Annotated in this window: 26 protein-coding genes; 22 read left to right on the plus strand and 4 right to left on the minus strand. The window is 55.4% G+C overall.

Going from position 1 to position 25,965, the window contains the following annotated elements; all coding sequences use genetic code 11:
• Positions 1–310 precede the first annotated feature (310 nt).
• The 6 genes from cscK (at position 311) to H650_RS25700 (ending at position 7,049) form a co-directional block, all read left to right on the plus strand.
• Positions 311–1,237, plus strand: coding sequence for a fructokinase (gene cscK, locus H650_RS08570; protein WP_020454888.1), 927 nt, complete (start codon positions 311–313; stop codon positions 1,235–1,237).
• A 163-nt stretch (positions 1,238–1,400) separates the two neighbouring features.
• The gene (locus tag H650_RS08575) at positions 1,401–2,918 is read left to right on the plus strand and encodes a carbohydrate porin (protein ID WP_020454889.1); all 1,518 of its coding nucleotides are present in this window, start codon (positions 1,401–1,403) and stop codon (positions 2,916–2,918) included.
• A gap of 67 nt (positions 2,919–2,985) precedes the next feature.
• Positions 2,986–4,356: a sucrose-specific PTS transporter subunit IIBC gene (locus H650_RS08580; protein WP_020454890.1), complete on the plus strand. Its 1,371-nt coding sequence runs from the start codon at positions 2,986–2,988 to the stop codon at positions 4,354–4,356.
• Entirely contained in the window at positions 4,356–5,765 is a 1,410-nt protein-coding gene (locus H650_RS08585) for a sucrose-6-phosphate hydrolase (RefSeq protein ID WP_020454891.1), read from the plus strand. The genes H650_RS08580 and H650_RS08585 overlap by 1 nt, the downstream gene beginning before the upstream one ends.
• 29 nt (positions 5,766–5,794) lie before the next feature.
• The gene (locus H650_RS08590) at positions 5,795–6,808 is read left to right on the plus strand and encodes a substrate-binding domain-containing protein (RefSeq protein ID WP_020454892.1); all 1,014 of its coding nucleotides are present in this window, start codon (positions 5,795–5,797) and stop codon (positions 6,806–6,808) included.
• An 88-nt stretch (positions 6,809–6,896) separates the two neighbouring features.
• Complete coding sequence (locus tag H650_RS25700) at positions 6,897–7,049, plus strand: hypothetical protein (RefSeq protein ID WP_189660099.1); 153 nt, start codon at positions 6,897–6,899, stop codon at positions 7,047–7,049.
• On the opposite strand, the gene H650_RS08595 is transcribed toward H650_RS25700, so the two are convergent.
• A complete protein-coding gene (locus tag H650_RS08595; RefSeq protein ID WP_020454893.1) occupies positions 7,039–8,310 on the minus strand; it encodes a lipase family protein in 1,272 nt (423 codons plus the stop codon). The two genes, H650_RS25700 and H650_RS08595, sit on opposite strands and share 11 nt — an antisense overlap.
• Positions 8,311–8,463: 153 nt before the next feature.
• Here H650_RS08595 and H650_RS08600 point away from each other — a divergent pair, with 153 nt between their 5' ends.
• The 5 genes from H650_RS08600 to tcp all read left to right on the plus strand — a co-directional run bounded on the left by H650_RS08600 (position 8,464) and on the right by tcp (position 13,221).
• Positions 8,464–8,775: an ArsR/SmtB family transcription factor gene (locus H650_RS08600; RefSeq protein WP_020454894.1), complete on the plus strand. Its 312-nt coding sequence runs from the start codon at positions 8,464–8,466 to the stop codon at positions 8,773–8,775.
• A gap of 2 nt (positions 8,776–8,777) precedes the next feature.
• Positions 8,778–9,302: a rhodanese family protein gene (locus H650_RS08605; RefSeq protein WP_020454895.1), complete on the plus strand. Its 525-nt coding sequence runs from the start codon at positions 8,778–8,780 to the stop codon at positions 9,300–9,302.
• A gap of 82 nt (positions 9,303–9,384) precedes the next feature.
• Positions 9,385–9,927: an RNA 2'-phosphotransferase gene (locus H650_RS08610; protein WP_020454896.1), complete on the plus strand. Its 543-nt coding sequence runs from the start codon at positions 9,385–9,387 to the stop codon at positions 9,925–9,927.
• Between the two features lie 75 nt (positions 9,928–10,002).
• Entirely contained in the window at positions 10,003–11,424 is a 1,422-nt protein-coding gene (locus tag H650_RS08615) for a DNA cytosine methyltransferase (protein WP_020454897.1), read from the plus strand.
• A gap of 132 nt (positions 11,425–11,556) precedes the next feature.
• Positions 11,557–13,221, plus strand: a complete 1,665-nt coding sequence (tcp, locus tag H650_RS08620) for a methyl-accepting chemotaxis citrate transducer (RefSeq protein WP_020454898.1) — start codon at positions 11,557–11,559, stop codon at positions 13,219–13,221.
• Positions 13,222–13,323: 102 nt separating this feature from the next.
• On the opposite strand, the gene H650_RS08625 is transcribed toward tcp, so the two are convergent.
• A complete protein-coding gene (locus tag H650_RS08625; protein WP_020454899.1) occupies positions 13,324–14,205 on the minus strand; it encodes a hypothetical protein in 882 nt (293 codons plus the stop codon).
• A 151-nt stretch (positions 14,206–14,356) separates the two neighbouring features.
• Positions 14,357–14,515: a YqaE/Pmp3 family membrane protein gene (locus H650_RS24460; RefSeq protein ID WP_017459341.1), complete on the minus strand. Its 159-nt coding sequence runs from the start codon at positions 14,513–14,515 to the stop codon at positions 14,357–14,359.
• 179 nt (positions 14,516–14,694) lie between these two features.
• Here H650_RS24460 and H650_RS08635 point away from each other — a divergent pair, with 179 nt between their 5' ends.
• Positions 14,695–14,874: a GDFGVC terminal motif YodC-like protein gene (locus H650_RS08635; protein WP_020454900.1), complete on the plus strand. Its 180-nt coding sequence runs from the start codon at positions 14,695–14,697 to the stop codon at positions 14,872–14,874.
• A gap of 450 nt (positions 14,875–15,324) precedes the next feature.
• Positions 15,325–15,774 (plus strand): L-alanine exporter AlaE, encoded by a 450-nt coding sequence (gene alaE / locus H650_RS08640; RefSeq protein WP_017459339.1) that lies wholly within the window; start codon positions 15,325–15,327, stop codon positions 15,772–15,774.
• 31 nt (positions 15,775–15,805) lie between these two features.
• Here the strand turns inward: alaE and H650_RS08645 are convergent, their stop codons facing one another.
• Positions 15,806–16,150: a DUF2002 family protein gene (locus H650_RS08645; RefSeq protein ID WP_017459338.1), complete on the minus strand. Its 345-nt coding sequence runs from the start codon at positions 16,148–16,150 to the stop codon at positions 15,806–15,808.
• A 162-nt stretch (positions 16,151–16,312) separates the two neighbouring features.
• Here H650_RS08645 and H650_RS08650 point away from each other — a divergent pair, with 162 nt between their 5' ends.
• The 9 genes from H650_RS08650 (at position 16,313) to H650_RS08695 (ending at position 25,869) form a co-directional block, all read left to right on the plus strand.
• Positions 16,313–16,639, plus strand: a complete 327-nt coding sequence (locus H650_RS08650) for an ElaB/YgaM/YqjD family protein (RefSeq protein ID WP_017459337.1) — start codon at positions 16,313–16,315, stop codon at positions 16,637–16,639.
• A gap of 263 nt (positions 16,640–16,902) precedes the next feature.
• Positions 16,903–17,148, plus strand: coding sequence for a glutaredoxin-like protein NrdH (nrdH, locus tag H650_RS08655; protein ID WP_020454901.1), 246 nt, complete (start codon positions 16,903–16,905; stop codon positions 17,146–17,148).
• Entirely contained in the window at positions 17,145–17,555 is a 411-nt protein-coding gene (gene nrdI, locus H650_RS08660) for a class Ib ribonucleoside-diphosphate reductase assembly flavoprotein NrdI (RefSeq protein WP_020454902.1), read from the plus strand. Before nrdH ends, nrdI begins: the two co-directional genes overlap by 4 nt.
• Positions 17,528–19,672 (plus strand): class 1b ribonucleoside-diphosphate reductase subunit alpha, encoded by a 2,145-nt coding sequence (gene nrdE / locus H650_RS08665; RefSeq protein ID WP_044489464.1) that lies wholly within the window; start codon positions 17,528–17,530, stop codon positions 19,670–19,672. The genes nrdI and nrdE overlap by 28 nt, the downstream gene beginning before the upstream one ends.
• 10 nt (positions 19,673–19,682) lie before the next feature.
• Positions 19,683–20,645, plus strand: a complete 963-nt coding sequence (nrdF, locus tag H650_RS08670; RefSeq protein WP_020454904.1) for a class 1b ribonucleoside-diphosphate reductase subunit beta — start codon at positions 19,683–19,685, stop codon at positions 20,643–20,645.
• Between the two features lie 389 nt (positions 20,646–21,034).
• Positions 21,035–22,237 carry a glycine betaine/L-proline ABC transporter ATP-binding protein ProV gene (gene proV, locus H650_RS08675; protein WP_020454905.1) on the plus strand — a complete coding sequence of 401 codons (1,203 nt, stop codon included), beginning with the start codon at positions 21,035–21,037 and terminating at the stop codon, positions 22,235–22,237.
• On the plus strand, positions 22,230–23,294 hold the full coding sequence (gene proW, locus H650_RS08680; RefSeq protein ID WP_020454906.1) for a glycine betaine/L-proline ABC transporter permease ProW: 1,065 nt from the start codon (positions 22,230–22,232) through the stop codon (positions 23,292–23,294). Before proV ends, proW begins: the two co-directional genes overlap by 8 nt.
• Before the next feature lie 58 nt (positions 23,295–23,352).
• Positions 23,353–24,354, plus strand: coding sequence for a glycine betaine/L-proline ABC transporter substrate-binding protein ProX (gene proX, locus H650_RS08685; RefSeq protein ID WP_020454907.1), 1,002 nt, complete (start codon positions 23,353–23,355; stop codon positions 24,352–24,354).
• Between the two features lie 330 nt (positions 24,355–24,684).
• Positions 24,685–25,869: an MFS transporter gene (locus tag H650_RS08695; protein WP_020454908.1), complete on the plus strand. Its 1,185-nt coding sequence runs from the start codon at positions 24,685–24,687 to the stop codon at positions 25,867–25,869.
• The last annotated feature ends 96 nt before the right edge of the window (positions 25,870–25,965 follow it).

The following is a 25,965-nucleotide window of genomic DNA, read 5'->3' on the forward strand; positions in this document are numbered from 1 at the left end:
CTGAATTTTAAAGAAAAAAACCATTAACAGGTGAAATGTATATTTATTAATAAGAGCAGCTAACCTGCTGATATAAATAACCACCCTCATTATCTTAATTTATATTTCATGAGAAGAATTCAGATCTTATATGGCCGGGAATTGTTATTTTCCGCCTGACTATATTCTTCTTTCTCTGATATATCTTTTACGTTGCGCATAAAATCCACCGCACAGCAGGGGTTAAAAAATCACAGCTCTTGCAAAACGCCATTGATTTGCTAAACCGTTTTAGTTAATTTTTAGCTATACATTTTGTCAGGAGAAAAGCATGTCAGCCAGAGTCTGGTGTCTGGGCGATGCCGTCGTGGATTTACTGCCGGAAGCACCGGGACATTTAATGCAGTGTCCCGGCGGCGCACCGGCGAATGTTGCGGTCGGCGTTGCGCGGTTACAGGGAAATAGCGGGTTTATTGGCCGCGTCGGTGACGATCCATTTGGTCGTTTTATGCAACAAACGCTGTCAGCAGAACAGGTCGACACGGCGTTTATGCGCGCTGATCCGGCGCAGCGCACCTCCACGGTGGTGGTGGCGCTGGACGATGACGGTGAACGTTCGTTTACCTTTATGGTACGCCCGAGCGCCGACCTGTTTCTTGCCGAAAGCGACCTGCCGGAATTCCAGTGCGGCGAATGGCTACACTGCTGCTCGATTGCGCTGGCGGCAGAACCATCGCGATCCACCACCTTCTCTGCCATGCAGCGGGTGCGCAGCGCGGGCGGCTTTGTCAGCTTCGATCCCAATATCCGCCAGGATCTCTGGTCGGACGCCACGCAGCTTCGCCAGTGCCTGAGCCAGGCGTTAACGCTGGCCGATGTGGTGAAACTGTCTGAAGAGGAGCTGGCGTTTTTTTCCGGTTCCACGCAGCTTGAGGCCAGCATGCAAGCCATGGCAAGCCGTTATGCCATTAGCTTATTGCTGGTGACACAAGGAAAAGCGGGTGTCACCGCCTGGCACAGCGGCAATATTTTCCACTACTCCACTTTACCGGTGGTGAGCATCGATACCACCGGTGCGGGCGACGCCTTTGTCGCCGGGCTGTTGTGGGGGCTCGCGGAGCACGGCCTGCCGGACTGCGAAGCGCAGTTGTCCGCGAGGCTTGCCAGCGCGCAGATCTGCGGCGCGCTGGCGACTACCGCCAAAGGTGCGATGACCGCCCTGCCGTATCACCACCAGCTTCTGGAACAATGCCGCTGATTTAGCGGGCCTGCCGTTTCGTTTTGCGAGCCGTCTCACAATCACTAAACCGGTTTAGCAAATTTCATTGCGTGGAGAAAATGGCCTTGATTATGATTCGAGGCCTAAACCGGTTTAGCAAAATAACTCTGTGATGATGGCTCTTCCTTAGGGATGCAAAAAGATGAAAAAAAGCACGCTCGCCGTAACCCTTGGTTTGATATTAAGCGCCGGGGCCGCTCACGCCGCCGACCCCAGCATGAGCAGCATTGAAGCGCGTCTCGCCGCACTGGAACAGCGCCTGCAAGCCGCAGAACAACGCGCTAACGCCGCCGAAAACCGCGCGCAGGCCGCCGAAAAACAGGCCCAGCAACTGGCTGCCGCCCAGCAAAAAAACCAGACCACCACCGCCCCGGTTGAGCAGCGTATCGCCAAACTGGAACAAAAAGCCGCTGACGAAGGCGGGTTTGAGTTCCACGGCTACGCCCGCTCCGGCTTGCTGATGAACAACTCGGCCGCCAAAACGCAGGGTGGCCCAACGGTGACACCTGCCGGAGAAACCGGCGGCCACGTTGGTCGTCTGGGGAATGAGCCGGACACCTATGTTGAGATGAACCTCGAGCATAAACAGACGCTGGCGAACGGTGCGACCACGCGCTTTAAAGTGATGCTCGCCGACGGGCAGAAAACCTATAACGACTGGACGGCGTCCTCAAGCGATCTCAACCTGCGCCAGGCATTTACCGAAATCGGCCATCTGCCAAGCTTCAGCGGCGCGTTTAAAGATTCCACCGTCTGGGCCGGTAAACGCTTTGACCGCGACAACTTCGACATTCACTGGATCGACTCCGATGTGGTGTTCCTCGCCGGGACCGGCGCGGGCGTGTACGACATGAAATGGAGCGACAACGCGCGCAGCAACGTCTCGATTTACGGGCGCACTTTCGGTGATATCGAAAACAGCAAAAACACCGCGCAGAACTACATTCTCTCGCTGAATAACTTCTACGGTCCGGTGCAGTTGATGGTGAGCGGGATGCGCGCCAAAGACAATGATGACCGCCTCGATCTCGACGGCAACAAAGTGAAGAGCGATGCGGCGAACACCGGCGTACATGCCCTGCTCGGCCTGCATAACGACAGCTTCTACGGCCTGCGCGAAGGGTCAGCGAAAACCGCGCTGCTGTATGGTCACGGCCTGGGTGCGGAAGTGAAGTCAATCGGTTCAGACGGCGCGCTGCTGCCGGAAGCCAACACCTGGCGTCTTGCCAGCTACGGTATTACGCCGCTCGGCGGCGGCTGGCATATTGCCCCGGCACTGCTGGCGCAGACCAGCAAAGATCGCTATGTCAAAGGCGACAGCTATCAATGGGCAACCGCTAACGTGCGCCTGATTCAGGGCTTTACCGAAAACTTCGAAATGCAGTATGAAGGCAGCTATCAGTACATGGATCTGCGCCCGGAAGGCTACAACAGCCGCAACGCGGTCAGCGGCAACTTCTACAAACTCACCGTCGCCCCAACGCTGAAAGCCAGCGATGTGGGTGAATTCCTTAAACGCCCGGAAATCCGCCTGTTCGCCACCTGGATGGACTGGGATCATCGTCTGGATAAATATGCGAGCTCCGATGCCTTTGGCAGCGACGGCTTCAAGGCCGGCGGTGAATGGAACTTCGGCGTACAAATGGAAACCTGGTTCTGATGAAACGGCTCCTTCGGGAGCCCTTTTTGCCGGTTAGTCCCACAAAAACGATAAAACAGAGGTTTTTATGGATTTTGCACAAATTTCCCGGTCGCTACTGCCGCTGCTGGGAGGCAAGGACAATATTGCCAGCGCCGCGCACTGCGCGACACGCCTGCGCCTGGTGCTGGTGGAAGACGCTAAAGCAGACACTGCCGCGATTGGCAAAGTCGACGGCGTAAAGGGGTGCTTTCGTAACGCTGGTCAGTTGCAGATTATCTTTGGCACAGGCGTAGTGAACAAAGTCTACGCCGCGTTTATTGCCGAAGCCGGGATCAGCGAAACCAGTAAATCGGAAGCGGCAGACATTGCCGCGCGTAAACTGAACCCGTTCCAGCGTATCGCCCGTTTGCTCTCCAACATTTTCGTGCCGATTATTCCGGCGATTGTCGCCTCCGGCCTGCTGATGGGCTTGCTGGGGATGGTGAAAACCTACGGCTGGGTCAGCGCCGACAACGCGCTCTATATCATGCTCGACATGTTCAGCTCGGCGGCGTTTATCATTCTGCCGATCCTGATTGGTTTTACTGCCGCGCGCGAATTTGGCGGTAATCCGTACCTTGGCGCTACGCTGGGCGGCATTCTGACTCACCCGGCGCTGACCAACGCCTGGGGCGTGGCGGCTGGCTTCCACACCATGAACTTCTTCGGCATCGAAGTGGCGATGATCGGCTACCAGGGGACCGTCTTCCCGGTGCTGCTGGCGGTGTGGTTTATGAGCCTGCTGGAAAAACAGCTGCGCCGGGTGATCCCGGATGCGCTGGATCTGATCCTCACGCCGTTCCTGACGGTGATTATCTCCGGCTTTGTCGCGATGTTGATTATCGGCCCGGCGGGTCGCGCGCTCGGCGACGGCATCTCGTTTGTGCTCAGCACCCTTATCACCCATGCCGGATGGCTGGCCGGTTTGCTGTTCGGCGGCTTGTATTCGGTGATTGTCATTACCGGTGTGCACCACAGCTTCCATGCCATTGAAGCCGGGCTGTTGGGGAATCCATCGATTGGCGTTAACTTCCTGCTGCCGATCTGGGCGATGGCAAATGTGGCGCAGGGCGGAGCGTGCCTGGCGGTATGGTTTAAAACCAAAGACGCGAAGATTAAAGCGATTACCCTGCCCTCGGCGTTCTCTGCTCTGCTCGGCATTACCGAGGCGGCTATTTTCGGTATCAACTTGCGCTTTGTAAAACCGTTTATCGCCGCACTGATTGGCGGCGCGGTTGGCGGCGCGTGGGTGGTGTCGGTGCATGTCTATATGACGGCGGTTGGCCTGACCGGCCTACCAGGGATGGCGATTGTGCAGGCCAGCTCGCTGCTGAATTATATTATCGGCATGGCTATCGCCTTTAGCGTCGCCTTTGTTATCTCTTACCTGCTGAAATACAAAACGGACTCTGAATAATGGCTTCACAACCGCTGCTACCCGCCATTTTACAGGCGGTGATGAAAGGTCTACCGAAGGCGCTGAATGACAGCCACTACCCCGGCTGGCACCTGGCGCCGGCCACCGGGCTGCTCAACGATCCAAACGGGTTTATCCACTTTGCCGGGCGCTACCACCTGTTCTACCAGTGGAATGCGCTGGGCTGCCAGCACCAGCACAAGTGCTGGGGGCACTGGAGTTCAGAGGACTTAGTGCACTGGCAGCATGAACCTGTCGCCTTGATGCCCGATGAAGAGTACGACCGCAGCGGTTGTTATTCCGGCAGCGCTGTTGATAACAATGGCGTCCTGACGCTTTGTTATACCGGCAATGTGAAATTTGATGATGGCACGCGCACCGCGTGGCAATGCCTGGCGGTGCAAAACAGCGCGGGCGGCTTCGACAAGCTCGGCCCGGCGATCCCCCTGCCGCACGGCTACACCGGCCACGTTCGCGACCCGAAAGTGTGGCGCCACGGCGACTATTGGTACATGGTACTGGGCGCGCAGGACCTGCAATTGCAGGGCAAAGTTTTACTCCTGCGTTCCGAAAACCTCTGGAACTGGCAAAACCTTGGCGAAATCGCCGGTAGCGGGCTGGGTGGATTAGGTGAAGCGGGCTACATGTGGGAGTGCCCGGACATGTTCACCCTTAACGGCAGTACGTTTTTAATCTGCTGTCCGCAGGGGATCGCGCGGGAAGAGAAGCGTTATCTCAACACTTACCCAAGCACTTACTTAAGCGGTCAGCTCGACTACGCCAGTGCAAGCTATCAGCACGGCGACTTTCACGAACTGGACGCTGGGTTTGAGTTTTATGCCCCACAAACCACGCTCAGCGCCGACGGGCGCCGCTTGCTGGTAGGCTGGATGGGCGTGCCGGACGGCGAAGAGATGCGCCAGCCGACCGTTGCCAACGGTTGGATCCACCAGATGACCTGCCTGCGTGAGCTGTCCTCGCGCAACGGAAAACTCTATCAGCAACCGGTCAGGGAGTTGCAGGCACTGCGTGGTGATCAGCAACATTATCGCGGCACAGCGCACAAGATGCCCGTGCTGGATGCGCAGCGCCTGGAACTGGTGCTGGAAAGTGCGGGTGGCATAACGCTGGATTTCGCCGATACGCTGCGCCTCGAATGGCGGCACGATGAACTGCGTCTTTCACGTCGCAGTCTGGAGAACGGCGCGTGGCAGCACCGTTACTGGAACGGTTGCGCGCATAAGTTGCAGATCCTTTGTGACCACTCCAGCGTCGAAATCTTTATCAACGATGGCGAAGGGGTGATGAGCAGCCGCTACTTCCCGGCCCATCCGGCGCAAATAACCCTGACGGGAGACGCAGAAGTGCAGGCCAGCTACTGGTCGTTACGTGCTTGCATGGTAGAATAAGTGCTTGTTTCCTTAACCGATGCACAACCGTGAGAAAAACAAAACGCGTTACCATCAGTGATATCGCCGCGCTGGCGGGGGTCTCAAAAGCCACCGCCAGCCTGGTGCTTAACGGCCGTGGTAAAGAGCTGCGCGTGGCGCAGGAGACGCGCGATCGCGTGCAGGCCATCGCCCAGCAGCATCATTACCAGCCCAGCATTCACGCCCGCCTGCTGCGTGAAAACCGCAGCCACACGCTGGGGCTGGTGGTGCCGGAAATCACCAACTACGGTTTCGCTGTTTTTTCTCACGAGCTGGAAAATCTCTGCCGCGAAGCCGGTTTGCAGCTGCTTATCTCCTGTACCGATGAAAACGCCAGCCAGGAAACGGTGGTGGTCAATAACCTGGTTGCGCGCCAGGTCGACGGGCTGATTGTCGCCTCCAGCATGCAAAACGACGCCGACTATGTGAAGCTCAGCGAGCAGTTGCCGGTGGTGCTGTTTGACCGCCATATCAATGACACACAGTTGCCGTTGGTGATCACCGATTCGCTGACGCCGACCGCCGAACTGGTCGAACGGCTGGCGCGCGCCAACCCGGATGAAGTCTACTTTCTTGGCGGACAACCGCGCCTGTCGCCCACCAAAGACCGTCTTGCCGGATTTATGCAAGGGCTGGAGCGCGCCGGTGTGACTCCGCGCCCGGAGTGGATTATTCACGGTAATTACCATCCGAGCAGCGGTTACGAAATGTTCTCCGCCCTGTGCGCGAAACTGGGCCGCCCGCCAAAAGCGCTGTTCACCGCCGCCTGCGGCCTGCTGGAAGGGGTGCTGCGTTATATGAGCCAGCACCATATGCTGGAGAGCGATATTCATATCGCCAGCTTCGACGATCACTATTTATATGATTCGCTGACGCTACCGATTGATACGGTGGAGCAGAATGTCCCGCGCCTCGCGCAGGACTGCTTTGATATCATCACCCAGATGATAGAAGGCAATGAACCGGCTTCACCACAGCGCGTGCTGCCCGCAACGCTGCGCTTTCGCCACTCCACGTCATAAGACTATATTCCGCCTGCGCCCCTCTCCTGTTTGCTCTGTTTTTAAGCATGCAGCCCTGCTGGCGGCTTAACACAAACAGGCGAGAACCATGAGTACATCACCCTTCAGCCTCTCCTCGCTGGCGGTTATCGACAACCGTAGCCTGCCGGTGCCTGACACCGATTTCTCCCTTTTACTTGCTGTCTTTCAGGCGGAGAGTGTATCGCTGCATTTCTGGTCTGCCCGGTACGCTACCGGTTAAACGGCACGCCCTCTAATGGCTGCTGCAATTTCCCCGGGGCCTGTAACGAACCACAACTGTTGGACTGCGGGGCGTTTTCCATCACGCCGCGTACAAATTTCAGTTCGTCATCGAAAGCGACGTTAACCACACCGTTATGCGTAATGCCGGGGTAGGTCTTCCACTCCACCGCATTGCCACCCGCGCAGAGCGCAGCGATAGCGGCGTACTGGTGATGCGGTGACAACGTATGATCGGCAAGCCCGGTTGCGGTAAACAGCGGCGCAGGAAAAGTTTTCACCGGCATATCCGTTACCGCAAGCAAGGTTGACTCCACCTGTTTTGTGCCACCGATAAACACCGTGTCACCAGTCAGTTTTTCGTGCCGCTCATAGCGCCCCAGTTCCGGCATACAGGATGTTCTGGCGAGCGCCAGCATCTTCGCGCCTTGATCTGTCACCCATTTTTCCGCTGGCGGTGCGCCGTCCGGCAGCGAACCGCCAATGATGCGCAGCAGCGTAAAGCGGGCAGGATCGCGCGGCCCTGGCCGCGCAGATCCCGCTTTGATCGGGCCATCCGGAAAAGTGGCGACCACACCGGTAGCAATGGTCGCGCGAAGCTGGAGTTCCGGCGCGTAATCCGGCGCGAGCAGGCTGGCGCCAAGCGATGCGCCGGAGCCTTGCGACTGACCGCTGATCACCAAATTATTTGCCAGTTGCGGCGTGCTGCTGAGCACAGCGCGCACGCTGTCCAGCACCGAACGCCCTTCTGCTTCCCAGTTCATATATGGGTGCGGGCCTGGCCCGCCAAGGCCCTGGTAATCGGTGGCGACGACAGCAAAACCGTGCTTCAGCCACTGATTGATATAGTGCGCATCCCGCGGGGTCGGGTTAGTCCAGGAAGGCGCACAGCTATCGGCAACGCCCAGCGTACCGTGCGCCCAGGCGACAAGCGGCCAGCCGCCTTTTGGCGCGTGCCCTTTCGGCAACCACAGCGTACCGCTGACCGGCACGATGCCAGCGTTCCAGCGTTTATCCTGCGAGGTATAAAGAATGCGCGCGATCTCGCTGGCATCAGTAATGTCAGGCTGACCGGGAATCGGCTCTTCACGCAGCATCACGCCGGGTTTATCGGGTAACGCGCCATCCCAGATATAAAACGGCGAAAGCGTTTGATCACCTGCCGCAGGCCCAACCGGCAGCGCGTTGCTCCAGGCGTTCGCGCCGTTGACCCACATGGTAAGGGCGCAAATCGCACAGTTGAGATAGCGGCAAACTTTCACGTTTTTCTCCATAGATTGCGGGATGTTAGCCGTCAGTAAACGGAGTTGGCGGCCAGAATTCAAACCGAAAGTGTGAGTAATTTATTCATACAGGTTGCTTTCTTCACGCCACTTATTTTAGAGTTACCTAAATTTAGACAATTCTAAAATAAAATGACCAGTCCGGATATCATCTTACTGCAAGCGCAGGCAGAGAAAGCGTCTGCCCTGCTGAAAGCGATGAGTAACCCGCATCGTTTACTGATCCTCTGCATGTTGTGCGACGCGCCCGGTACATCCGCCGGGGAGCTAAGCGCGATTACAGGCCTTAGCCCTTCCGCCACGTCGCAGCATCTGACACGGATGAAAGAGGAAGGGTTGATCGAAAGCCAGCGCCAGGCGCAGCGGGTGAACTACTTCATTAAAGCGCCTGCGATCCGCACGCTGGTTCATACGCTGAAAACCATTTATTGCCCGGAGATATAACCATGCAGTACACCCTCGTCAGCCCACAAGAAGCCAGTGCGCAGCAGCAAAACGGCGCGCTGATTGTTGATATTCGCCAGGCGGATGAATTTCGTCGTGAACATTTGCCGGACGCGGTTTCCCTGCCGCTGGACGACGTGCTTGCCGGGCAAACTGTTACACCAAGTTCGCCGGACCAAACGGTTATTTTCCATTGCCAGTCCGGCATGCGCACGCAACAAAACGCCGATGCATTAGTGCGCGCCGCAGCGCCAGCTAAGGTGATGATCCTCGACGGTGGGCTCAATAACTGGAAGCGCGAAAAGCTGCCAACGGTGCAGGATAAACGTCAGCCGCGCCCGCTGATGCAGCAGGTGCAGATTGTGGCAGGCAGCCTGATCCTGCTCGGTGTGGTGCTTGGTTTTACGCTTCACCCTAATTTCTTTCTGCTGTCAGGTTTTGTCGGCGCGGGTTTGCTGTTTGCGGGTCTGAGCGGCTGGTGTGGCATGGCGCTGCTGCTGGCGAAAATGCCGTGGAACCGCAGTTAAGCAGGTTTGCGCTGCCAGAAGTGGGTAATTGCCCGCACAGAAAAGTCGCCCGATAATGGCGCTTTCAAACGGAGAGTCATTGATGGACAAAAAACAGAGTGAGATGAGTAAGTTTTTAAGCTACGTCTTACGCCATGAACCTCAGGCGATTGGGTTGACGCTGGATGCGGAAGGCTGGGCCAATATTGATGCGCTGATCGCCGGCGCAGCGCTGCAAGGTTATGCGTTAACCCACGAGCTGATCCGCCAGATTGTCGAGACCAGCGATAAAAAGCGCTTCACTTTATCTGCCGATGGTGTATCAATCCGCGCCGCGCAGGGGCATTCCACCGCGCAGGTCAATATTTCCTATCAACCGAAAGTGCCGCCAGAAACGCTTTATCACGGCACGGCTACCCGTTTCCTTGACGACATTCTGACGCAGGGGCTTGAAGCAAAATCGCGCCAGTATGTGCATTTATCCGCCGATGAAGTCACAGCAACGGCAGTTGGCCAGCGCCATGGGAAACCGGTGGTGCTGCGAGTTAACGCAGGCGAGATGCAGACGCAGGGCTTTGTTTTCTATCAAGCTGATAACGGCGTGTGGCTCACCGAATCAGTACCGCCTTCATTTATTACACAGTAAAAATCCCCGCACCTGCCGATTATCCTCTGGGTCAAATGAGTGATATATTTCAGGGCCTAACCCCAAGGAGACGTCATGGCGGAATTTGATTCACTTGCGCAGGATCTGCTGGCGCAGGCAGATACTGACCAGCAGCGACAGCAGGAACGGGACCGGGTACTACTGGATCAGGTGCTGGAAATCTACGGCCAGAAATATGTGGCGGAGCAGTTAAAAAAAGCGGGTAAAGCCGAGTGGAGCCGCGAATCGCTCAACCGCTGGATCAACGGCAAAGGCAATCCGAGAACGTTCACCGCCGCCGAAGAAGCGCAGCTTCGCAGCTTGCTGCCCTCCCCACCCGCCCATCACCCGAACTATCGTTTTCGCTTTATCGATCTCTTCGCCGGTATCGGCGGTATTCGCAGCGGGTTTGAAGCCATTGGCGGGCAGTGCGTGTTTACCAGTGAATGGAATAAAAACGCGGTGCGCACCTATAAAGCCAACTGGTACAACGATCACGCCACGCATACCTTCAATCAGGATATTCGCGAAGTGACTCTGAGCGGCAACCCGAACGTTTCCGAAGCCGACGCCTATGCGCATATCGCCGCAACGATCCCTGACCACGATGTTCTGCTCGCCGGATTTCCCTGCCAGCCCTTTAGCCTCGCGGGCGTGAGTAAAAAGAACGCCATGGGTCGCGCGCACGGGTTTGAGTGCGAAGCGCAGGGCACGCTGTTTTTCGATGTGGCGCGCATTATCAAAGCCCGTCGCCCGGCGATCTTCGTGCTGGAAAACGTTAAAAACTTAAAGAGCCACGACAAAGGCAAAACCTTTAGCGTGATCATGAATACGCTGGATGAGCTGGGCTATGACGTCGCTGACGCCGCGCTAAACGGCAAAGATGACCCGAAAATCATCGATGGCAAACACTTTTTACCTCAGCACCGCGAGCGCATTGTGCTGGTGGGTTTTCGCCGCGATTTAGATCTCGCCGACGGCTTTACCCTGCGCGATATTGACCGTTTTTATCCGACAAAACGGCCCGCATTCGGTGAGTTACTGGAGCCAACCGTCGACAGCAAATATGTGTTGTCGCATAAGCTGTGGGATTACCTCTATCGCTACGCGAAAAAACACGCCGCGAAAGGCAATGGTTTTGGTTTCGGGCTGGTTGATCCAACCCGCGCGGATAGCGTGGCGCGCACGCTTTCGGCGCGTTACCACAAAGATGGTTCAGAAATTCTTATCGATCGCGGTTGGGATAAAGCGCTCGGCGAGGCCGATTTTGCCAACGCGGAAAACCAGGCGCGTCGCCCGCGACGCCTGACGCCGCATGAGTGCGCGCGTTTGATGGGGTTTGAAAAAGTGGGCGAAAAACCGTTTCGCATTCCGGTTTCCGATACCCAAGCTTATCGCCAGTTTGGCAACTCGGTTGTCGTTCCCGTCTTCGCCGCCGTGGCAAAACTGCTGGAACCCCGTATTGCTCTCGCCGTAAAACGCCGCAAAAAAATCTAAAACATGTTCCCGGCGCGCAAGGCGCCGGCACTTATTTAAGTCTTATTTAAGTGTTTAAAAAGTGATCATAAAGTTAATGCTGGCCAGGTCGATATTAGTGGTGCAATCCCGACTCTCTCACGGACTATGGCCATGCTTAAAAATATACGGGTTATTACAGGCATCATTATTGCTCTTTCAGTATTTTGTCTTCTTCAACTGGTTACTGGGGGTCTTTTCTACTCTGCGGTCAATAACGACAGGGTCAACTTTCAGAACACTGGCGTTCTGAACGCGCAGCAAGAAAATCTTGGCGACAGCGTAAACACGCTTATCAAAACACGCGTTACCGTTACCCGCGTGGCAATCCGCTTTTTGAAAAACCAGCGCGATCCGGCGTCGCTGGCCAGCATTGAAAAGCTGCTCACTACGGCGGCAGATTCTCTGGGTAAGTCAGAAGGCTATTTCAACAACTATAAAAGCACACCGCGCGTTGCCGGTCAGGACGCTGCATTAGCCGACGAAGTGGCGCAGAACATCACCAAAATGCACGATGTGTTGCAGCAGTCGATCGCTTTCCTGCGCGCCAATAACTATGAAGCCTATGGCAACCTCGACGCGCAGCAAGCGCAGGATGATATGGATGCCAGCTACGCCAAATGGCGGGCGGAAAACAACACCTTCCTGCAAGCCGCCGCCCAACAAAACCAGAGCAGTTTTACCAGCATGCAGTGGACGCTCGGCGTGATTTTGTTGGTGGTAATTGCGGTAATGACCGTTATCTGGCTCGGTTTGCAGCACTTGCTTCTGCGCCCGTTGCACAGCGTGATGGGGCATATTCGCGCTATCGCCGGGGGCGATTTGACGATGAGCATTTCGGCCGAAGGGCGCAACGAAATGAGCCAGCTCGCCGCCGGCTTACATGAAATGCAAACGTCGCTGGTGAAAACCGTCAGCGCGGTACGTAACAGCTCGGATTCGATTTACACCGGCGCCAGCGAAATCTCCACCGGCAACAACGATCTCTCGTCGCGTACCGAGCAACAAGCCGCCTCGCTGGAAGAGACCGCCGCCAGCATGGAACAGTTAACGGCCACGGTGAAACAGAACACCGATAACGCCCGTCAGGCATCGCATCTGGCGAAAAATGCCTCCGATACCGCCGCGCGCGGTGGCGAAGTGGTGAATAACGTGGTGCGCACGATGAGCGAAATTTCCGACAGCTCGCAGCAAATCGCCCATATCACCAGCGTGATTGACGGCATCGCCTTCCAGACCAATATTCTCGCGCTCAACGCTGCGGTAGAAGCGGCGCGTGCCGGTGAACAGGGCCGTGGTTTTGCGGTGGTGGCAGGCGAAGTCCGTACGCTGGCAAGCCGCAGTGCGCAGGCGGCTAAAGAGATCAAAACCCTGATCGATAACTCGGTGAACCGGGTGAACTCCGGTACCACGCAGGTTGCTGAAGCGGGCGATACGATGAAAGAGATCGTCAACGCTGTTACGCGCGTGACGGATATCATGGGTGAAATCGCTTCCGCCTCTGAAGAACAGAGCAAGGGAATTGAGCAGGTGAGCCTCGCGGTATCGCAGATGGACAGCGTAACCCAGCAGAACGCCGCGCTGGTACAGGAATCTGCTGCCGCTTCCGCCGCGCTGGAGCAGCAAGCCGAGCAGTTGCGTCAGGCGGTTGCCGTGTTCCGTGTTAACGGACACAACCCACTCCTGAGTGCAAAACCGGGCAAACCGCAAGCCACGCCGCTGCGCCCGGTCGCAACCGCAGCGCCTTCAAGTAGTGACAACAACTGGGAAACGTTCTGACACCCGCAAAAAGCCAGCGCGATATGCTTCGCGCTGGCTTTTCTTCCTTTCACGATGATGTTCTTAAGCCGGATGGCGCTGCAACGCGGTAGTGGTTACTGGCTACTGCTTGCCCGCCTCTTGTGCTGCATCGCTCTGTTTTGCGGTCTGCAAAAAGACTGCAAACTGCTGCCATTGCTGCTGTAGCGCGCTGATGTGGTTTTTCTCGATATCACGCATAAACGGCAGCGTTCCGCTACTGTCCACTGACTGATTAAACTGTGTAAACCAGCTATCGCTGTCAGTACCGCTGGCGGTGATACTCAGCATTTGATTGCGTACCGTCTGGGAGGCATGAGTGCCCGCACTCAGTTGATCAATCGCCTGCTGATGTTGCCTGGCTTGTGTTGTATTGCCCAGGCTTTGCGCCAGATTCGACGCCTGCGTCAGCACCACGCGGTTAATCTGATCGGCCTGATCGGCTTTATCAGCAATAAAACCAGCGACAAACGCGCTGGCCTGTTGCTGATAATCAGCAGAGATGTACTTTGACACCACCTCATTCAGCTTCGCCTGGGTCATCGACAGATCCATCGCGCTGGTAGTGTAATCACCGCTCGCTTGTGGTGAGACCAGCGCCTGATGCAGCGCGGCGGCCATGTCATCAGGGTTAACGGTTGAGTGCTGGAAAAAGTCGATAAATTTCACCGCGTCGCCCGCGCTTTGCGGATCGGAATAGAATTCGCTGGCGAGGCTTGGCCCACGGGCATAAGTGGCCATGTTGGCATTGCGAACCACCGCCATTGCCTGAGCCCTCTTTTCCGCTTCTTCTTTGGTTGGCGGCGTGTGCCCTTCCATGCCCTTCGCCAGCGCTTCTGCTGAAATGTTGACGGAAATCGAGCGCTCCGTGACGATCTCTTTTCCGGCAAACGTGATGGTTTTTGACTGACGTACTTCGGGCAACGCCTGTAACGCGACAGCCGAACCGACATCCTGAATGCTCATATCTTCTCCATAGAATTAACGTTCATCAGTCGGTTATCGTCTGCGTCGTATCGGTTCTTTACTTTTTTGCGCAAAATTCACGCAAAACCACCATAAATTGGGGTGTTATCAGGTGAGTTTTAATAATGGGCGGAGACCCGCCCGACAGGGGTTAATTGCGGGTTTGCACCCAAAACGCGTGGATAAGGCCAGGGAAATAGCCCAGCAGTGTAAGCAGGATGTTAATGATAAATGCCCATCCAAAGCCTTTGCCAAGCAGCACGCCCAGCGGCGGCAGAATAATGGTAAATACAACTCGCCAGAAACCCATATAAACCTCCTGTGCAACGTCATTCCAGCTGATTGAAAAAAAAGACAATCCCTTAAAGATTAGCCACTTTGACTGTACCTGCCACTTTCACTGGCCGTGTTTACCCTCTTTTACGCTGTACCCTGGCAGACGTTCAGGCTATGTTTATCTTCACAAACTCATTACAAAAGGAGCAAAGCATGTTTTCTGTCGGCGATATTGTGCAGCCACGCATTGGCGGGCCAAAATTGAAAGTTCTGGAAGTCCATCAGGATCAGATTGTCGCGGTTCCGGCCCACGACGAGCAGGCAGCAAAAATCACGCTGAAAGCGGAAGATGTCTCTTTGTATAAAGAAGACGGTGATTTTGGCGTCTGCTGATCGGCGGCGGTGGGCGTTCACCCACCGCTTAAAACTTCATTTCCATTCAAAAAAACCGCATAAACAAGCAACCTCTTTTTCAGCATTAAACACTGCTATTCACGCTTAGTTAGCATAAAAAATGCTGCCTAATGTTTTATTTTCTTTCGCAAAGCATAGCGCTCTGAAACCCGCCCATTTTGTCACCAACCGCTCAGTGCGCCACATCACACAAAACATACAAGCATTTGATAAATAAAATATTTCATAACCAACCCAACAAAAATAATGAAATGCGTAAAATTCATGCAAACACAGAGCACTTTATCCAATAAAGAAAAGAAAATAAAAATTTATATCTAGTTGTGAGTTTCAATGCAGACAGATAATCTACACACATCAAACCAGCCGTTTCAAAACGCTAACACGACCGTTCATTAGCCTGTTTATTGATTACCAAGGAGCACCACCATGTTCTCTTCGCAGTCTCGCCTGCGTCACGCCGCTGCGGACACCTTTGCTATGGTTGTCTACTGTTCGGTAGTGAACATGTTGATTGAAATATTTCTCTCCGGAATGAGCTTTGAACAGTCACTTTCATCGCGGCTGGTGGCTATCCCGGTGAACATTATTATCGCCTGGCCTTATGGCATGTACCGCGATGCATTTATGCGTTACGCCCGCCGTATTAGCCCGTCTGGCTGGATGAAAAATCTCGCCGATGTGCTGGCTTATGTGACCTTCCAGTCACCGGTGTATGTCGCTATTTTGTGGGGAGTCGGTGCCGACTGGCACCAGATTGTCGCCGCAGTCAGCTCCAATATTGTGCTGTCGATGATGATGGGCGCAGTGTACGGTTACTTCCTCGATTATTGCCGCCGCCTGTTCCGGGTGAGCAACTACCATCAGGCCAAGGCCTGATGGCGGGCGGCAGGCTTTGGTCTGTCGCCTTTTAATGCGCTTCGCCAAATAACCCCGTAATAAACTTTTCCAGCGCCACGCGCGAACTAAAGCCGTGCGGAATGCCGTAATGCTCCTGCGCATCGCCGCCGAAATAGAGCGGGAAATTCTGGTAGTGATCGCACAGTTTGATGTCCGAGGCGGGTTCCGCAAGCGACGAACTGCGTTCTTTCAATGTGGGGTGGATCACCAGCGCCGTGCGTCCCATACGCGCTTCGCGGTTAACATACACATAATTTTCGCCACGGCGATAACCATAGGTTTTCGGCGTGGCCACATCCATGGTAAATCCCACTTTTTCCAGCACGCGCGCCACTTCATCGGGTCTTAAATACATAGATTTTCCTCGTCATCTTTCCAAAGCCTCGCCACCTTACATGACTGAGCATGGACCGTGACTCAGAAAATTCCACAAACGAACCTGAAAGGCGTGATTGCCGTCTGGCCTTGAAAATTATGGTCTAAACTAAAATTCACATCGAAAACGAGGGAGGATCCTATGTTTAACAGACCGAATCGCCGTGACGTAGATGAAGGTGTTGAGGATATTAACCACGATGTTAACCAGCTCGCTGACAGCCTCGAAGCCGTGCTGAAATCCTGGGGCAGCGACGCGAAAGACGAAGCGGAAAGCGCGCGCCGTAAAGCACAGGCCCTGCTGAAAGAGACCCGCGCACGCATGCATGGCCGCAGCCGTGTGCAACAAGCGGCGAGAGACGCCGTGGGTTGTGCCGATACGTTTGTGAAAGACAAACCCTGGTGCAGCGTTGGCGCTGCCGCTGCGGTCGGTATTTTTCTTGGCGCGCTGCTGAGCTTGCGCCGCTAACAGATTTCCACCCTGCTGACCCCTGCCGGTTTCAACGCCCGCAGGGGTTTTTATTTGTCTGCACATCGCCCTTTTCTGTACGAAACGCGTACACACCGCCCTTACCCATTGTTTCTATCCTCCGGGCAAAGCCTATGACAATTTCCTATATATTGTGTGGTTGCATCTTTAAATAACTACATCTAGTATTCAGTTCAGTAACACAGACACTAACTGACGCGAACCTTCGCGCCGCCAATCCATTTTAGACGGAAATACGAATTATGCGCATTACCATTTACACTCGAAATGATTGTGTTCAGTGCCACGCCACCAAACGTGCGATGGAAAGCCGTGGCCTGGCGTTCGAAATGGTGAACGTTGACCACGTGCCGGAAGCGGCAGATGAGCTGCGTGCGATGGGCTTTCGTCAGTTACCGGTGGTTGTCGCCGGGGAAACAACATGGTCCGGTTTTCGCCCGGATATGATTAACCGCTTACACGCCGCGCCGAGCGTCGCCAGCGCATGAGCACTCTCGTCTACTTCTCCAGCAGCTCGGAAAACACGCAGCGTTTTATCGCGCGTCTCGGGTTGCCGGCCGTGCGCATTCCGCTTAATGAGCGTGAACGCCTCCAGGTAGACGAACCCTATATCCTGGTGGTGCCCAGTTATGGCGGCGGCGGTACGGCAGGCGCGGTTCCGCGCCAGGTGATCCGTTTTTTAAACGATCCGCACAATCGCGCATTGATTCGCGGCGTGATCGCCTCCGGCAACCGTAATTTCGGTGAAGCCTTTGGCCGCGCAGGCGATGTGATATCGCAAAAATGCGCCGTGCCGTATCTGTACCGTTTTGAGCTGATGGGCACCCAACAGGACATCGACAACGTGCGTAAAGGAGTGAGCGAATTTTGGCTACGACAACCGCAGAGCGCGTGATGCAATCCGCGCCCGATTTCCACGCGCTGAATGCGATGCTGAATCTTTATGATAAAGACGGCCGCATTCAGTTTGATAAAGACCGCGAGGCGGTGGACGCCTTTATGGCAACCCATGTGCGCCCGAATACCGTGACGTTTAACAGCCAGGATGAACGTCTGAACTGGCTGGTGGCGGAAGGTTATTACGACGACAGCGTGCTGGCCCGTTACGACCGCGCGTTCGTCGTTGACCTGATTGCCGATGCGCACGCCAGCGGTTTTCGCTTCCAGACCTTTCTCGGCGCATGGAAGTTTTACACCAGCTACACCCTGAAAACCTTTGATGGTAAACGCTATCTTGAACATTTCGAAGATCGCGCCTGCATGGTGGCGCTGACGCTGGCGCAGGGCGATAAAACGCTGGCGCGCCAGTTAACTACCGAGATCCTCTCAGGCCGTTTTCAGCCCGCGACGCCAACGTTCCTCAACTGCGGCAAACAGCAGCGCGGCGAGCTGGTCTCCTGCTTCCTGTTACGCATTGAAGACAATATGGAGTCGATTGGCCGCGCGGTGAATTCCGCGTTGCAGCTTTCCAAACGCGGCGGCGGCGTGGCATTTCTGCTCTCCAACCTGCGCGAAGCCGGCGCACCGATCAAGCGCATTGAAAACCAGTCCTCCGGGGTGATCCCGGTGATGAAAATGCTGGAAGATGCCTTTTCCTATGCCAACCAGCTTGGCGCACGCCAGGGCGCAGGCGCGGTTTATCTGCACGCGCACCACCCGGATATTCTGCGTTTTCTCGATACCAAGCGCGAAAACGCCGACGAGAAAATCCGTATCAAAACCCTGTCGCTGGGTGTGGTGATCCCGGATATCACTTTCCGTCTGGCGAAAGCGAACGCTGAGATGGCGCTGTTCTCGCCCTATGATGTCGAGCGTTTATACGGCAAACCGTTCGGCGACGTAGCCATCAGCGAGATGTACGAGCAGTTGCTGGCCGACGATCGCGTGCGTAAAAGCTACATTAATGCCCGCGATTTCTTCCAGACGCTGGCGGAAATCCAGTTTGAATCCGGCTACCCGTACATCATGTTTGAAGATACGGTCAACCGCACCAATCCGATTGCCGGGCGCATTAACATGAGCAACCTGTGCTCGGAAATTTTGCAGGTCAACAGCGCCTCGACCTTCGATGAGAATCTTGATTACGCCAATACCGGGCGCGATATCTCCTGCAACCTTGGCTCGCTGAACATTGCGCACACCATGGATTCCCCGGACTTTGGCCGCACGGTGGAAACCGCCATTCGCGGTTTAACCGCGGTGTCCGACATGAGCCATATCCGCTCGGTGCCTTCGGTGGAAAACGGCAATGCCGCCTCGCACGCCATCGGGCTTGGGCAGATGAACCTGCACGGTTATCTGGCGCGCGAAGGCATCGCCTATGGCAGCGAAGAGGGACTGGATTTCACCAACTTCTACTTCTACACCATCACCTGGCATGCGCTGCATACCTCAATGATGATCGCCCGCGAGCGCGGTCAGCATTTTGCCGGTTTCCCGGCCTCGCGCTACGCCAGCGGCGAGTATTTCAACCAGTACCTTGAGGGTGACTGGCAACCGAAAACGGAAAAAGTGCGGGCGCTGTTTGAACGTGCTGGCATCACCATCCCAACCCGTGAAATGTGGCAACAACTGCGTGACGATGTGATGCGCTACGGGATCTACAACCAGAATCTACAGGCCGTGCCGCCCACCGGGTCGATCTCGTATATCAATCACGCGACATCAAGCATTCACCCGATTGTGTCGAAAATTGAGATCCGCAAAGAGGGCAAAACCGGGCGCGTCTACTACCCGGCGCCGTTTATGACCAACGACAACCTGGCGCTGTACGAAGACGCCTACGAAATCGGGCCGGAAAAGATCATTGATACCTACGCCGAGGCCACGCGCCATGTGGATCAGGGGCTCTCGCTAACGCTGTTCTTTAAAGACACCGCCACCACCCGCGATATCAACAAAGCGCAGATTTACGCCTGGAAAAAAGGCATTAAGTCACTGTATTACATTCGCCTGCGCCAGCTTGCGCTGGAAGGCACCGAAATCCAGGGCTGCGTGTCCTGCGCGTTGTAAGGAGAAAAGGATGAGCCAACTATCACGCGTCAGCGCGGTGAACTGGAACAAAATCCAGGACGATAAAGACCTGGAAGTGTGGAATCGCCTGACCAGCAACTTCTGGCTGCCGGAAAAAGTGCCGCTGTCGAACGATATTCCTGCCTGGCAGACGTTAAGCCCGGCAGAGCAGCAGCTTACTATTCGCGTTTTTACCGGTCTGACGTTACTCGACACCATTCAGAACACCGTCGGCGCACCCGCGTTGATGGCGGACGCGCTAACCCCGCACGAAGAGGCGGTGTTGTCGAATGTCAGCTTTATGGAAGCGGTGCACGCCCGCTCTTACAGCTCTATTTTCTCTACGCTGTGCCAGAGCAGAGATGTCGACGCCGCTTACAGCTGGAGCGAAGAGAACCCCGCATTGCAGCGCAAAGCGCAGCTGATCCTGCACTATTACCGCACCGATGAACCGCTGAAGAAGAAGATCGCCAGCGTGTTTCTGGAATCATTCCTCTTCTATTCCGGTTTCTGGCTGCCGATGTACTGGTCGAGCCGCGGTAAGCTCACTAACACCGCCGATTTGATTCGCCTGATCATCCGCGATGAAGCGGTGCACGGCTACTACATTGGTTATAAGTACCAGAAAGGGCTGGAAAAAGTGAGCGCGGAAAAACGCGAGGAGTTGAAAACGTTCGCGCTGGATCTGCTGATGGATCTCTACGAGAACGAACTCAGTTACACCGATGATTTGTACGCCGGGAGCGGCTGGGCCGAAGATGTGAAAGCGTTTCTCTGTTACAACGCCAACAAGGCGCTGATGAACCTCGGTTACGAGCCATTATTCCCGCCGGAAATGGCCGACGTGAACCCGGCAATTTTGTCCGCGCTCTCGCCAAATGCCGATGAAAATCATGACTTCTTCTCCGGCTCCGGCTCGTCATACGTGATGGGCAAAGCCGTCGAAACCGAAGATGAAGACTGGAACTTCTAATCTTTCATTCCTCTCCCGAAAGGGAGAGGAATATTCCCGTTGATATTGCACTTAAAATAACCCGCCACGAAAAAAGGATATTATTATTCTAATAATGTCTTCGTGATTTCCCGGCACAATATCCCTTCAGCTTCTACACTGTAATTGTTTCGTCATTTTCATCTGAATCCGCACTATTCAGGTGCGATTCCCCGACGAATTTCAAAAAAAATCTCATCCGCCGCCAGCCCTTATTTCATGGGAAATGGCGGCAATTATCGCTTAAGCAAATTCTTAAAGACGGGAAATTCAGGGTTGTCTCAGATTCTGAGTATGCTAGGGTATATCCAGTCAATTATTCTCACCAGGTACGATATCGACACAATAAATAACAGGAACTCTATTATTGCATGGCAATTAAATTAGAAGTTAAAAACCTTTATAAGATATTTGGCGAGCATCCGCAGCGGGCTTTCAAATATATTGAAAAAGGCCTTTCGAAAGAACAAATTCTGGAAAAAACGGGTCTGTCGCTTGGCGTGAAAGACGCCAGTCTGGCCATTGAAGAAGGCGAGATATTTGTCATCATGGGGTTATCCGGATCGGGTAAATCCACTATGGTACGCCTTCTCAATCGCCTGATTGAACCCACCCGCGGACAGGTGCTGATTGACGGCGTGGATATCGCCAAAATATCGGACGCCGAATTACGCGAGGTGCGCAGGAAAAAGATTGCGATGGTCTTCCAGTCATTTGCGCTAATGCCCCATATGACGGTGCTGGATAATGCCGCCTTTGGCATGGAATTAGCCGGTATTCCGGCGCACGAACGCCAGGAAAAAGCGCTGGATGCGCTGCGTCAGGTTGGGCTGGAGAATTATGCGCACAGTTATCCGGATGAACTTTCTGGCGGTATGCGCCAGCGTGTTGGTCTGGCGCGCGCATTAGCCATCAACCCCGATATCTTATTAATGGATGAAGCCTTCTCCGCGCTCGATCCATTAATTCGCACCGAAATGCAGGATGAACTGGTAAAGCTTCAGGCCCGCCACCAGCGCACCATTGTATTTATTTCCCACGATCTGGATGAGGCCATGCGTATTGGCGACAGGATTGCCATTATGCAAAACGGTGAAGTGGTACAGGTCGGCACGCCGGATGAAATATTGAATAATCCGGCCAATGATTATGTGCGTACCTTCTTCCGTGGTGTGGATATTAGTCAGGTATTTAGCGCCAAAGATATTGCACGGCGTACTCCCGTTGGGCTGATTCGCAAAACGCCAGGCTTCGGCCCGCGTTCGGCGCTGAAAGTGTTGCAGGATGAAGATCGTGAATTCGGGTATGTGATTGAACGCGGCAATAAGTTTGTCGGCGTTGTTTCCATCGACTCCCTGAAAGAGGCGCTCGGTCAAAGCCAGGGAATCGAGGCGGCGTTAATCGACTCCCCGCTTGCGGTGGATGCAGAAACGCCGCTCAGCGAGTTGCTCTCCCACGTTGGGCAAGCGCCCTGCGCCGTACCGGTGGTCGGTGAAGAGCAACAGTATGTGGGCATCATCTCTAAACGGATGCTGCTGCAGGCTTTAGATCGCGAGGGGGCGAACAATGGCTGATCAAAACAACCCGTGGGATAGCGCACCGGCAACCGACAACGCCGCGCAGTCTGCGGATGCCTGGGGCGGCGGCAGTAGCGCACCAGCCGATGGCGGCAGCGCTGACTGGCTGCACAGCGCGCCGGCACCCGCGCCGGAACACTTCAATATTATGGATCCGTTCCACAAGACGCTGATCCCGCTCGATAGCTGGGTAACGCAGGCGATCGACTGGGTGGTGATGCACTTCCGCCCGTTGTTTCAGGGCATTCGCGTGCCGGTGGATTACATCCTCAGCGCATTCCAGCAGATGCTGCTGGGCATGCCCGCGCCGGTGGCGATTATTCTTTTCTCGCTGATCGCCTGGCAGATGAGCAGCGCCGGAATGGGCGTTGCCACGCTGGTATCACTGATTGCTATTGGTGCTATCGGTGCCTGGTCGCAGGCGATGGTGACATTGGCGCTGGTACTGACCGCCCTGCTGTTCTGCGTGGTGATCGGTTTGCCAATGGGCATCTGGCTGGCACGTAGCCAGCGCGCGGCGAAAATCGTTCGCCCGCTGCTGGATGCGATGCAGACCACCCCCGCGTTTGTCTACCTGGTGCCGATTGTGATGCTGTTTGGTATCGGCAACGTACCGGGCGTGGTGGTGACGATTATCTTCGCCCTGCCGCCGGTGGTACGTCTGACTATTCTCGGCATCAACCAGGTGCCGGCCGATTTGATCGAAGCCTCGCGCTCATTTGGCGCAAGCCCGCGCCAGATGTTGTTTAAAGTACAGTTACCGCTGGCCATGCCCACCATTATGGCGGGAATTAACCAGACGTTGATGCTTGCCCTCTCCATGGTAGTGATCGCCTCGATGATCGCCGTTGGCGGGCTTGGCCAGATGGTACTGCGCGGTATTGGCCGCCTTGATATGGGGCTTGCCACCGTTGGCGGCGTGGGGATTGTTATCCTCGCTATCATTCTCGACCGCCTGACGCAGGCTGTCGGTCGCGATTCCCGCAGCCGCGGTAATCGCCGCTGGTATCAAACCGGCCCGCTGGGTCTGCTGACCCGCCCTTTCGCTAAATAATCTGTCGCCCGGCAACTCGCCGGGCAGCAGTATCCCACCTGAACAATAAGGAACAACGATGCGACATAGCGTACTTTTTGCCACAGCGTTTGCCACCCTTGTCTCGACCAGTGCATTTGCTGCAGACGCAGAACTGCCAGGCAAAGGCATCACTGTGAAGCCTTTTCAAAGCACTATTGCCGAAGAGAGTTTCCAGACATTGCTGGTGAGCCGCGCCCTTGAAAAACTCGGTTACACCGTGAATACCCCAGACGAAGTGGATTACAACGTGGGTTACACCTCAATGGCGGCGGGCGATGTCACCTTTACCGCCGTCAACTGGCAACCGCTGCATGACGACATGTATGCCGCCGCCGGGGGCGACAAAAAATTCTACCGTGAAGGCACCTATGTCACCGGCGCGGCGCAGGGGTATTTGATCGATAAGAAAACCGCCGAGAAATATCACATCACCAACATTGAGCAGCTAAAAGATCCGAAAATCGCCAGGCTGTTTGACGGTAACGGCGACGGCAAAGCCGACATGATGGGTTGCTCACCGGGCTGGGGCTGTGAAGCGGTGATTAACCACCAGCATCAGGCTTATGGTCTGGAAAATACTGTCACCGTTAGCCACGGGAACTACTCGGCGATGATGGCGGATACCATTACCCGTTTCAAAGAGGGCAAACCGGTGCTCTATTACACCTGGACGCCGTACTGGGTCAGCGACGTGCTGAAACCGGGTAAAGATGTGGTCTGGCTGCAAGTGCCGTTCTCTTCCCTGCCGGGGGAACAGAAAGATATCGACACCAAACTGCCAAACGGCATGAACTACGGGTTCCCGGTGAATACCATGCATATTGTTGCTAACAAAGCCTGGGCCGAGAAAAACCCGGCCGCGGCGAAACTTTTCGCCGTGATGAAACTGCCGCTGGCCGATATCAATGCCGAAAACGCCATGATGCATGCAGGCAAATCCTCTGAAGCGGATATTCAGGGTCACGTTGATGGCTGGATCAAAGCGCACCAGCAGCAGTTCGACGGCTGGATCAAAGAGGCGCTTGCCGCACAGAAATAACCTGTCGCCGTCACCCCTTCAACAGCGCCATCGGTTTTTTGCCGGATGGCGCTGTTGCTTATTCAGGCAGTACCTGTTCGCCCGTTGCCTGTTGCCTGTTGCCTGTTGCCTGTTGCCCGTTGCCCGTTGCCCGTTGCCCGTTGCCCGTTGCCTGTTCGCCTGTTCGCCTGTTCGCCTGTTCGCCTGTTCGCCTGTTCGCCTGTTCGCCTGTTCGCCTGTTCGCCTGGCAGGGTACGTTACCGCACGTTCCGACACGCGATCTTCCTCACAAAATTCAATCTATTGGCTATGATGAGTGTCTGGAAAAAACATACCTGACTGACAACGCCAATGAACACACCGAACCAGGGTCTCAGCCCGGCGCTGATTGCGCTGATGTCCGTTGCCACCGGCCTCGCTGTCGCCAGCAACTACTATGCACAACCGCTCCTCGATACCATCGCCCACGCCTTTTCGCTCACGCCCAACCAGGCCGGATTTATTGTTACCGCTGCCCAGCTTGGCTACGCCGCCGGGCTGTTATTTCTCGTGCCGCTTGGCGATATGTTCGAACGACGTTCGCTGATCGTACTGATGACACTGCTGTCGGCAGGCGGCATGCTGATCACCGCCAGTAGTTCGTCGCTCGGTCTGATGATCCTCGGCACGGCGCTGACCGGGCTGTTTTCCGTGGTGGCGCAAATTCTCGTACCGCTGGCCGCCACGCTGGCAACCCCGGACAAACGCGGCAAAGTGGTGGGCACGATCATGAGCGGTCTGCTGCTCGGCATTTTGCTGGCACGCACCGTTGCCGGATTACTGGCAAGCCTCGGCGGCTGGCGCACGGTTTACTGGGTCGCCAGCGTATTAATGGTGCTAATGGCGCTGGCGCTGTGGCGCGGGCTGCCGAAAATCAAGCAAGATAATCACCTTAATTATCTGCAACTGCTTGGCTCGATATTTGGCCTGTTTGCCGGTGACAAACTGTTACGTACCCGGGCAATGCTTGGCTGCCTGAGCTTTGCGAACTTCAGCATTTTGTGGACGTCAATGGCGTTCCTGCTGGCCTCACCGCCGTTTCAGTTCTCCGAGGCGACGATCGGCCTGTTTGGCCTGGTGGGCGCCGCAGGCGCACTTGGCGCACGGCAGGCCGGTGGGCTGGCGGATCGGGGTCACGCCCATCTCACCACCACCGGCGGCCTGATCCTGTTGCTGCTCTCGTGGGTGGCTATCTGGCTTGGACACAGCTCGGTTATCGCCTTGATTATTGGCATTATCGTGCTGGATCTCACCGTGCAGGGGGTGCATATCACCAACCAGACGGTTATCTATCGCGTAAAACCGGACGCGCGAAACCGCCTGACCGCCGGGTATATGACCAGCTATTTTATTGGCGGCGCGGCGGGCTCGCTGATCTCCGCTTCCGCATGGCAACACGCCGGCTGGACAGGAGTTTGCCTGGCGGGTAGCGTTCTGGCACTGCTGAATCTGCTGGTTTGGTGGCGAGGATTTCACCGCCAGGAGGCGGCAATCTAAGCACTCCCCCACGTTTGCACGTTTCGGAGGAACACCGGGGTGTTAACGAGTCCCTCAGTCTGTTAAGGTTATGGGACTTGTTTATCCCGGTTATAT

Source organism: Enterobacter sp. R4-368 (assembly GCF_000410515.1).
Lineage (GTDB): Bacteria > Pseudomonadota > Gammaproteobacteria > Enterobacterales > Enterobacteriaceae > Kosakonia.

Excerpts from the sequence above, each read along its gene's own strand:
- cscK (WP_020454888.1), top strand. The coding sequence starts at position 311 with ATGTCAGCCAGAGTCTGGTGTCTGGGCGATGCCGTCGTGGATTTACTG.
- H650_RS08575 (WP_020454889.1), top strand. The coding sequence starts at position 1,401 with ATGAAAAAAAGCACGCTCGCCGTAACCCTTGGTTTGATATTAAGCGCC.
- H650_RS08580 (WP_020454890.1), top strand. The coding sequence starts at position 2,986 with ATGGATTTTGCACAAATTTCCCGGTCGCTACTGCCGCTGCTGGGAGGC.
- H650_RS08585 (WP_020454891.1), top strand. The coding sequence starts at position 4,356 with ATGGCTTCACAACCGCTGCTACCCGCCATTTTACAGGCGGTGATGAAA.
- H650_RS25700 (WP_189660099.1), top strand. The coding sequence starts at position 6,897 with ATGAGTACATCACCCTTCAGCCTCTCCTCGCTGGCGGTTATCGACAAC.
- H650_RS08600 (WP_020454894.1), top strand. The coding sequence starts at position 8,464 with ATGACCAGTCCGGATATCATCTTACTGCAAGCGCAGGCAGAGAAAGCG.
- H650_RS08605 (WP_020454895.1), top strand. The coding sequence starts at position 8,778 with ATGCAGTACACCCTCGTCAGCCCACAAGAAGCCAGTGCGCAGCAGCAA.
- H650_RS08610 (WP_020454896.1), top strand. The coding sequence starts at position 9,385 with ATGGACAAAAAACAGAGTGAGATGAGTAAGTTTTTAAGCTACGTCTTA.
- H650_RS08615 (WP_020454897.1), top strand. The coding sequence starts at position 10,003 with ATGGCGGAATTTGATTCACTTGCGCAGGATCTGCTGGCGCAGGCAGAT.
- tcp (WP_020454898.1), top strand. The coding sequence starts at position 11,557 with ATGCTTAAAAATATACGGGTTATTACAGGCATCATTATTGCTCTTTCA.
- H650_RS08625 (WP_020454899.1), bottom strand. The coding sequence starts at position 14,205 with ATGAGCATTCAGGATGTCGGTTCGGCTGTCGCGTTACAGGCGTTGCCC.
- H650_RS24460 (WP_017459341.1), bottom strand. The coding sequence starts at position 14,515 with ATGGGTTTCTGGCGAGTTGTATTTACCATTATTCTGCCGCCGCTGGGC.
- H650_RS08635 (WP_020454900.1), top strand. The coding sequence starts at position 14,695 with ATGTTTTCTGTCGGCGATATTGTGCAGCCACGCATTGGCGGGCCAAAA.
- alaE (WP_017459339.1), top strand. The coding sequence starts at position 15,325 with ATGTTCTCTTCGCAGTCTCGCCTGCGTCACGCCGCTGCGGACACCTTT.
- H650_RS08645 (WP_017459338.1), bottom strand. The coding sequence starts at position 16,150 with ATGTATTTAAGACCCGATGAAGTGGCGCGCGTGCTGGAAAAAGTGGGA.
- H650_RS08650 (WP_017459337.1), top strand. The coding sequence starts at position 16,313 with ATGTTTAACAGACCGAATCGCCGTGACGTAGATGAAGGTGTTGAGGAT.
- nrdH (WP_020454901.1), top strand. The coding sequence starts at position 16,903 with ATGCGCATTACCATTTACACTCGAAATGATTGTGTTCAGTGCCACGCC.
- nrdI (WP_020454902.1), top strand. The coding sequence starts at position 17,145 with ATGAGCACTCTCGTCTACTTCTCCAGCAGCTCGGAAAACACGCAGCGT.
- nrdF (WP_020454904.1), top strand. The coding sequence starts at position 19,683 with ATGAGCCAACTATCACGCGTCAGCGCGGTGAACTGGAACAAAATCCAG.
- proV (WP_020454905.1), top strand. The coding sequence starts at position 21,035 with ATGGCAATTAAATTAGAAGTTAAAAACCTTTATAAGATATTTGGCGAG.
- proW (WP_020454906.1), top strand. The coding sequence starts at position 22,230 with ATGGCTGATCAAAACAACCCGTGGGATAGCGCACCGGCAACCGACAAC.
- proX (WP_020454907.1), top strand. The coding sequence starts at position 23,353 with ATGCGACATAGCGTACTTTTTGCCACAGCGTTTGCCACCCTTGTCTCG.
- H650_RS08695 (WP_020454908.1), top strand. The coding sequence starts at position 24,685 with ATGAACACACCGAACCAGGGTCTCAGCCCGGCGCTGATTGCGCTGATG.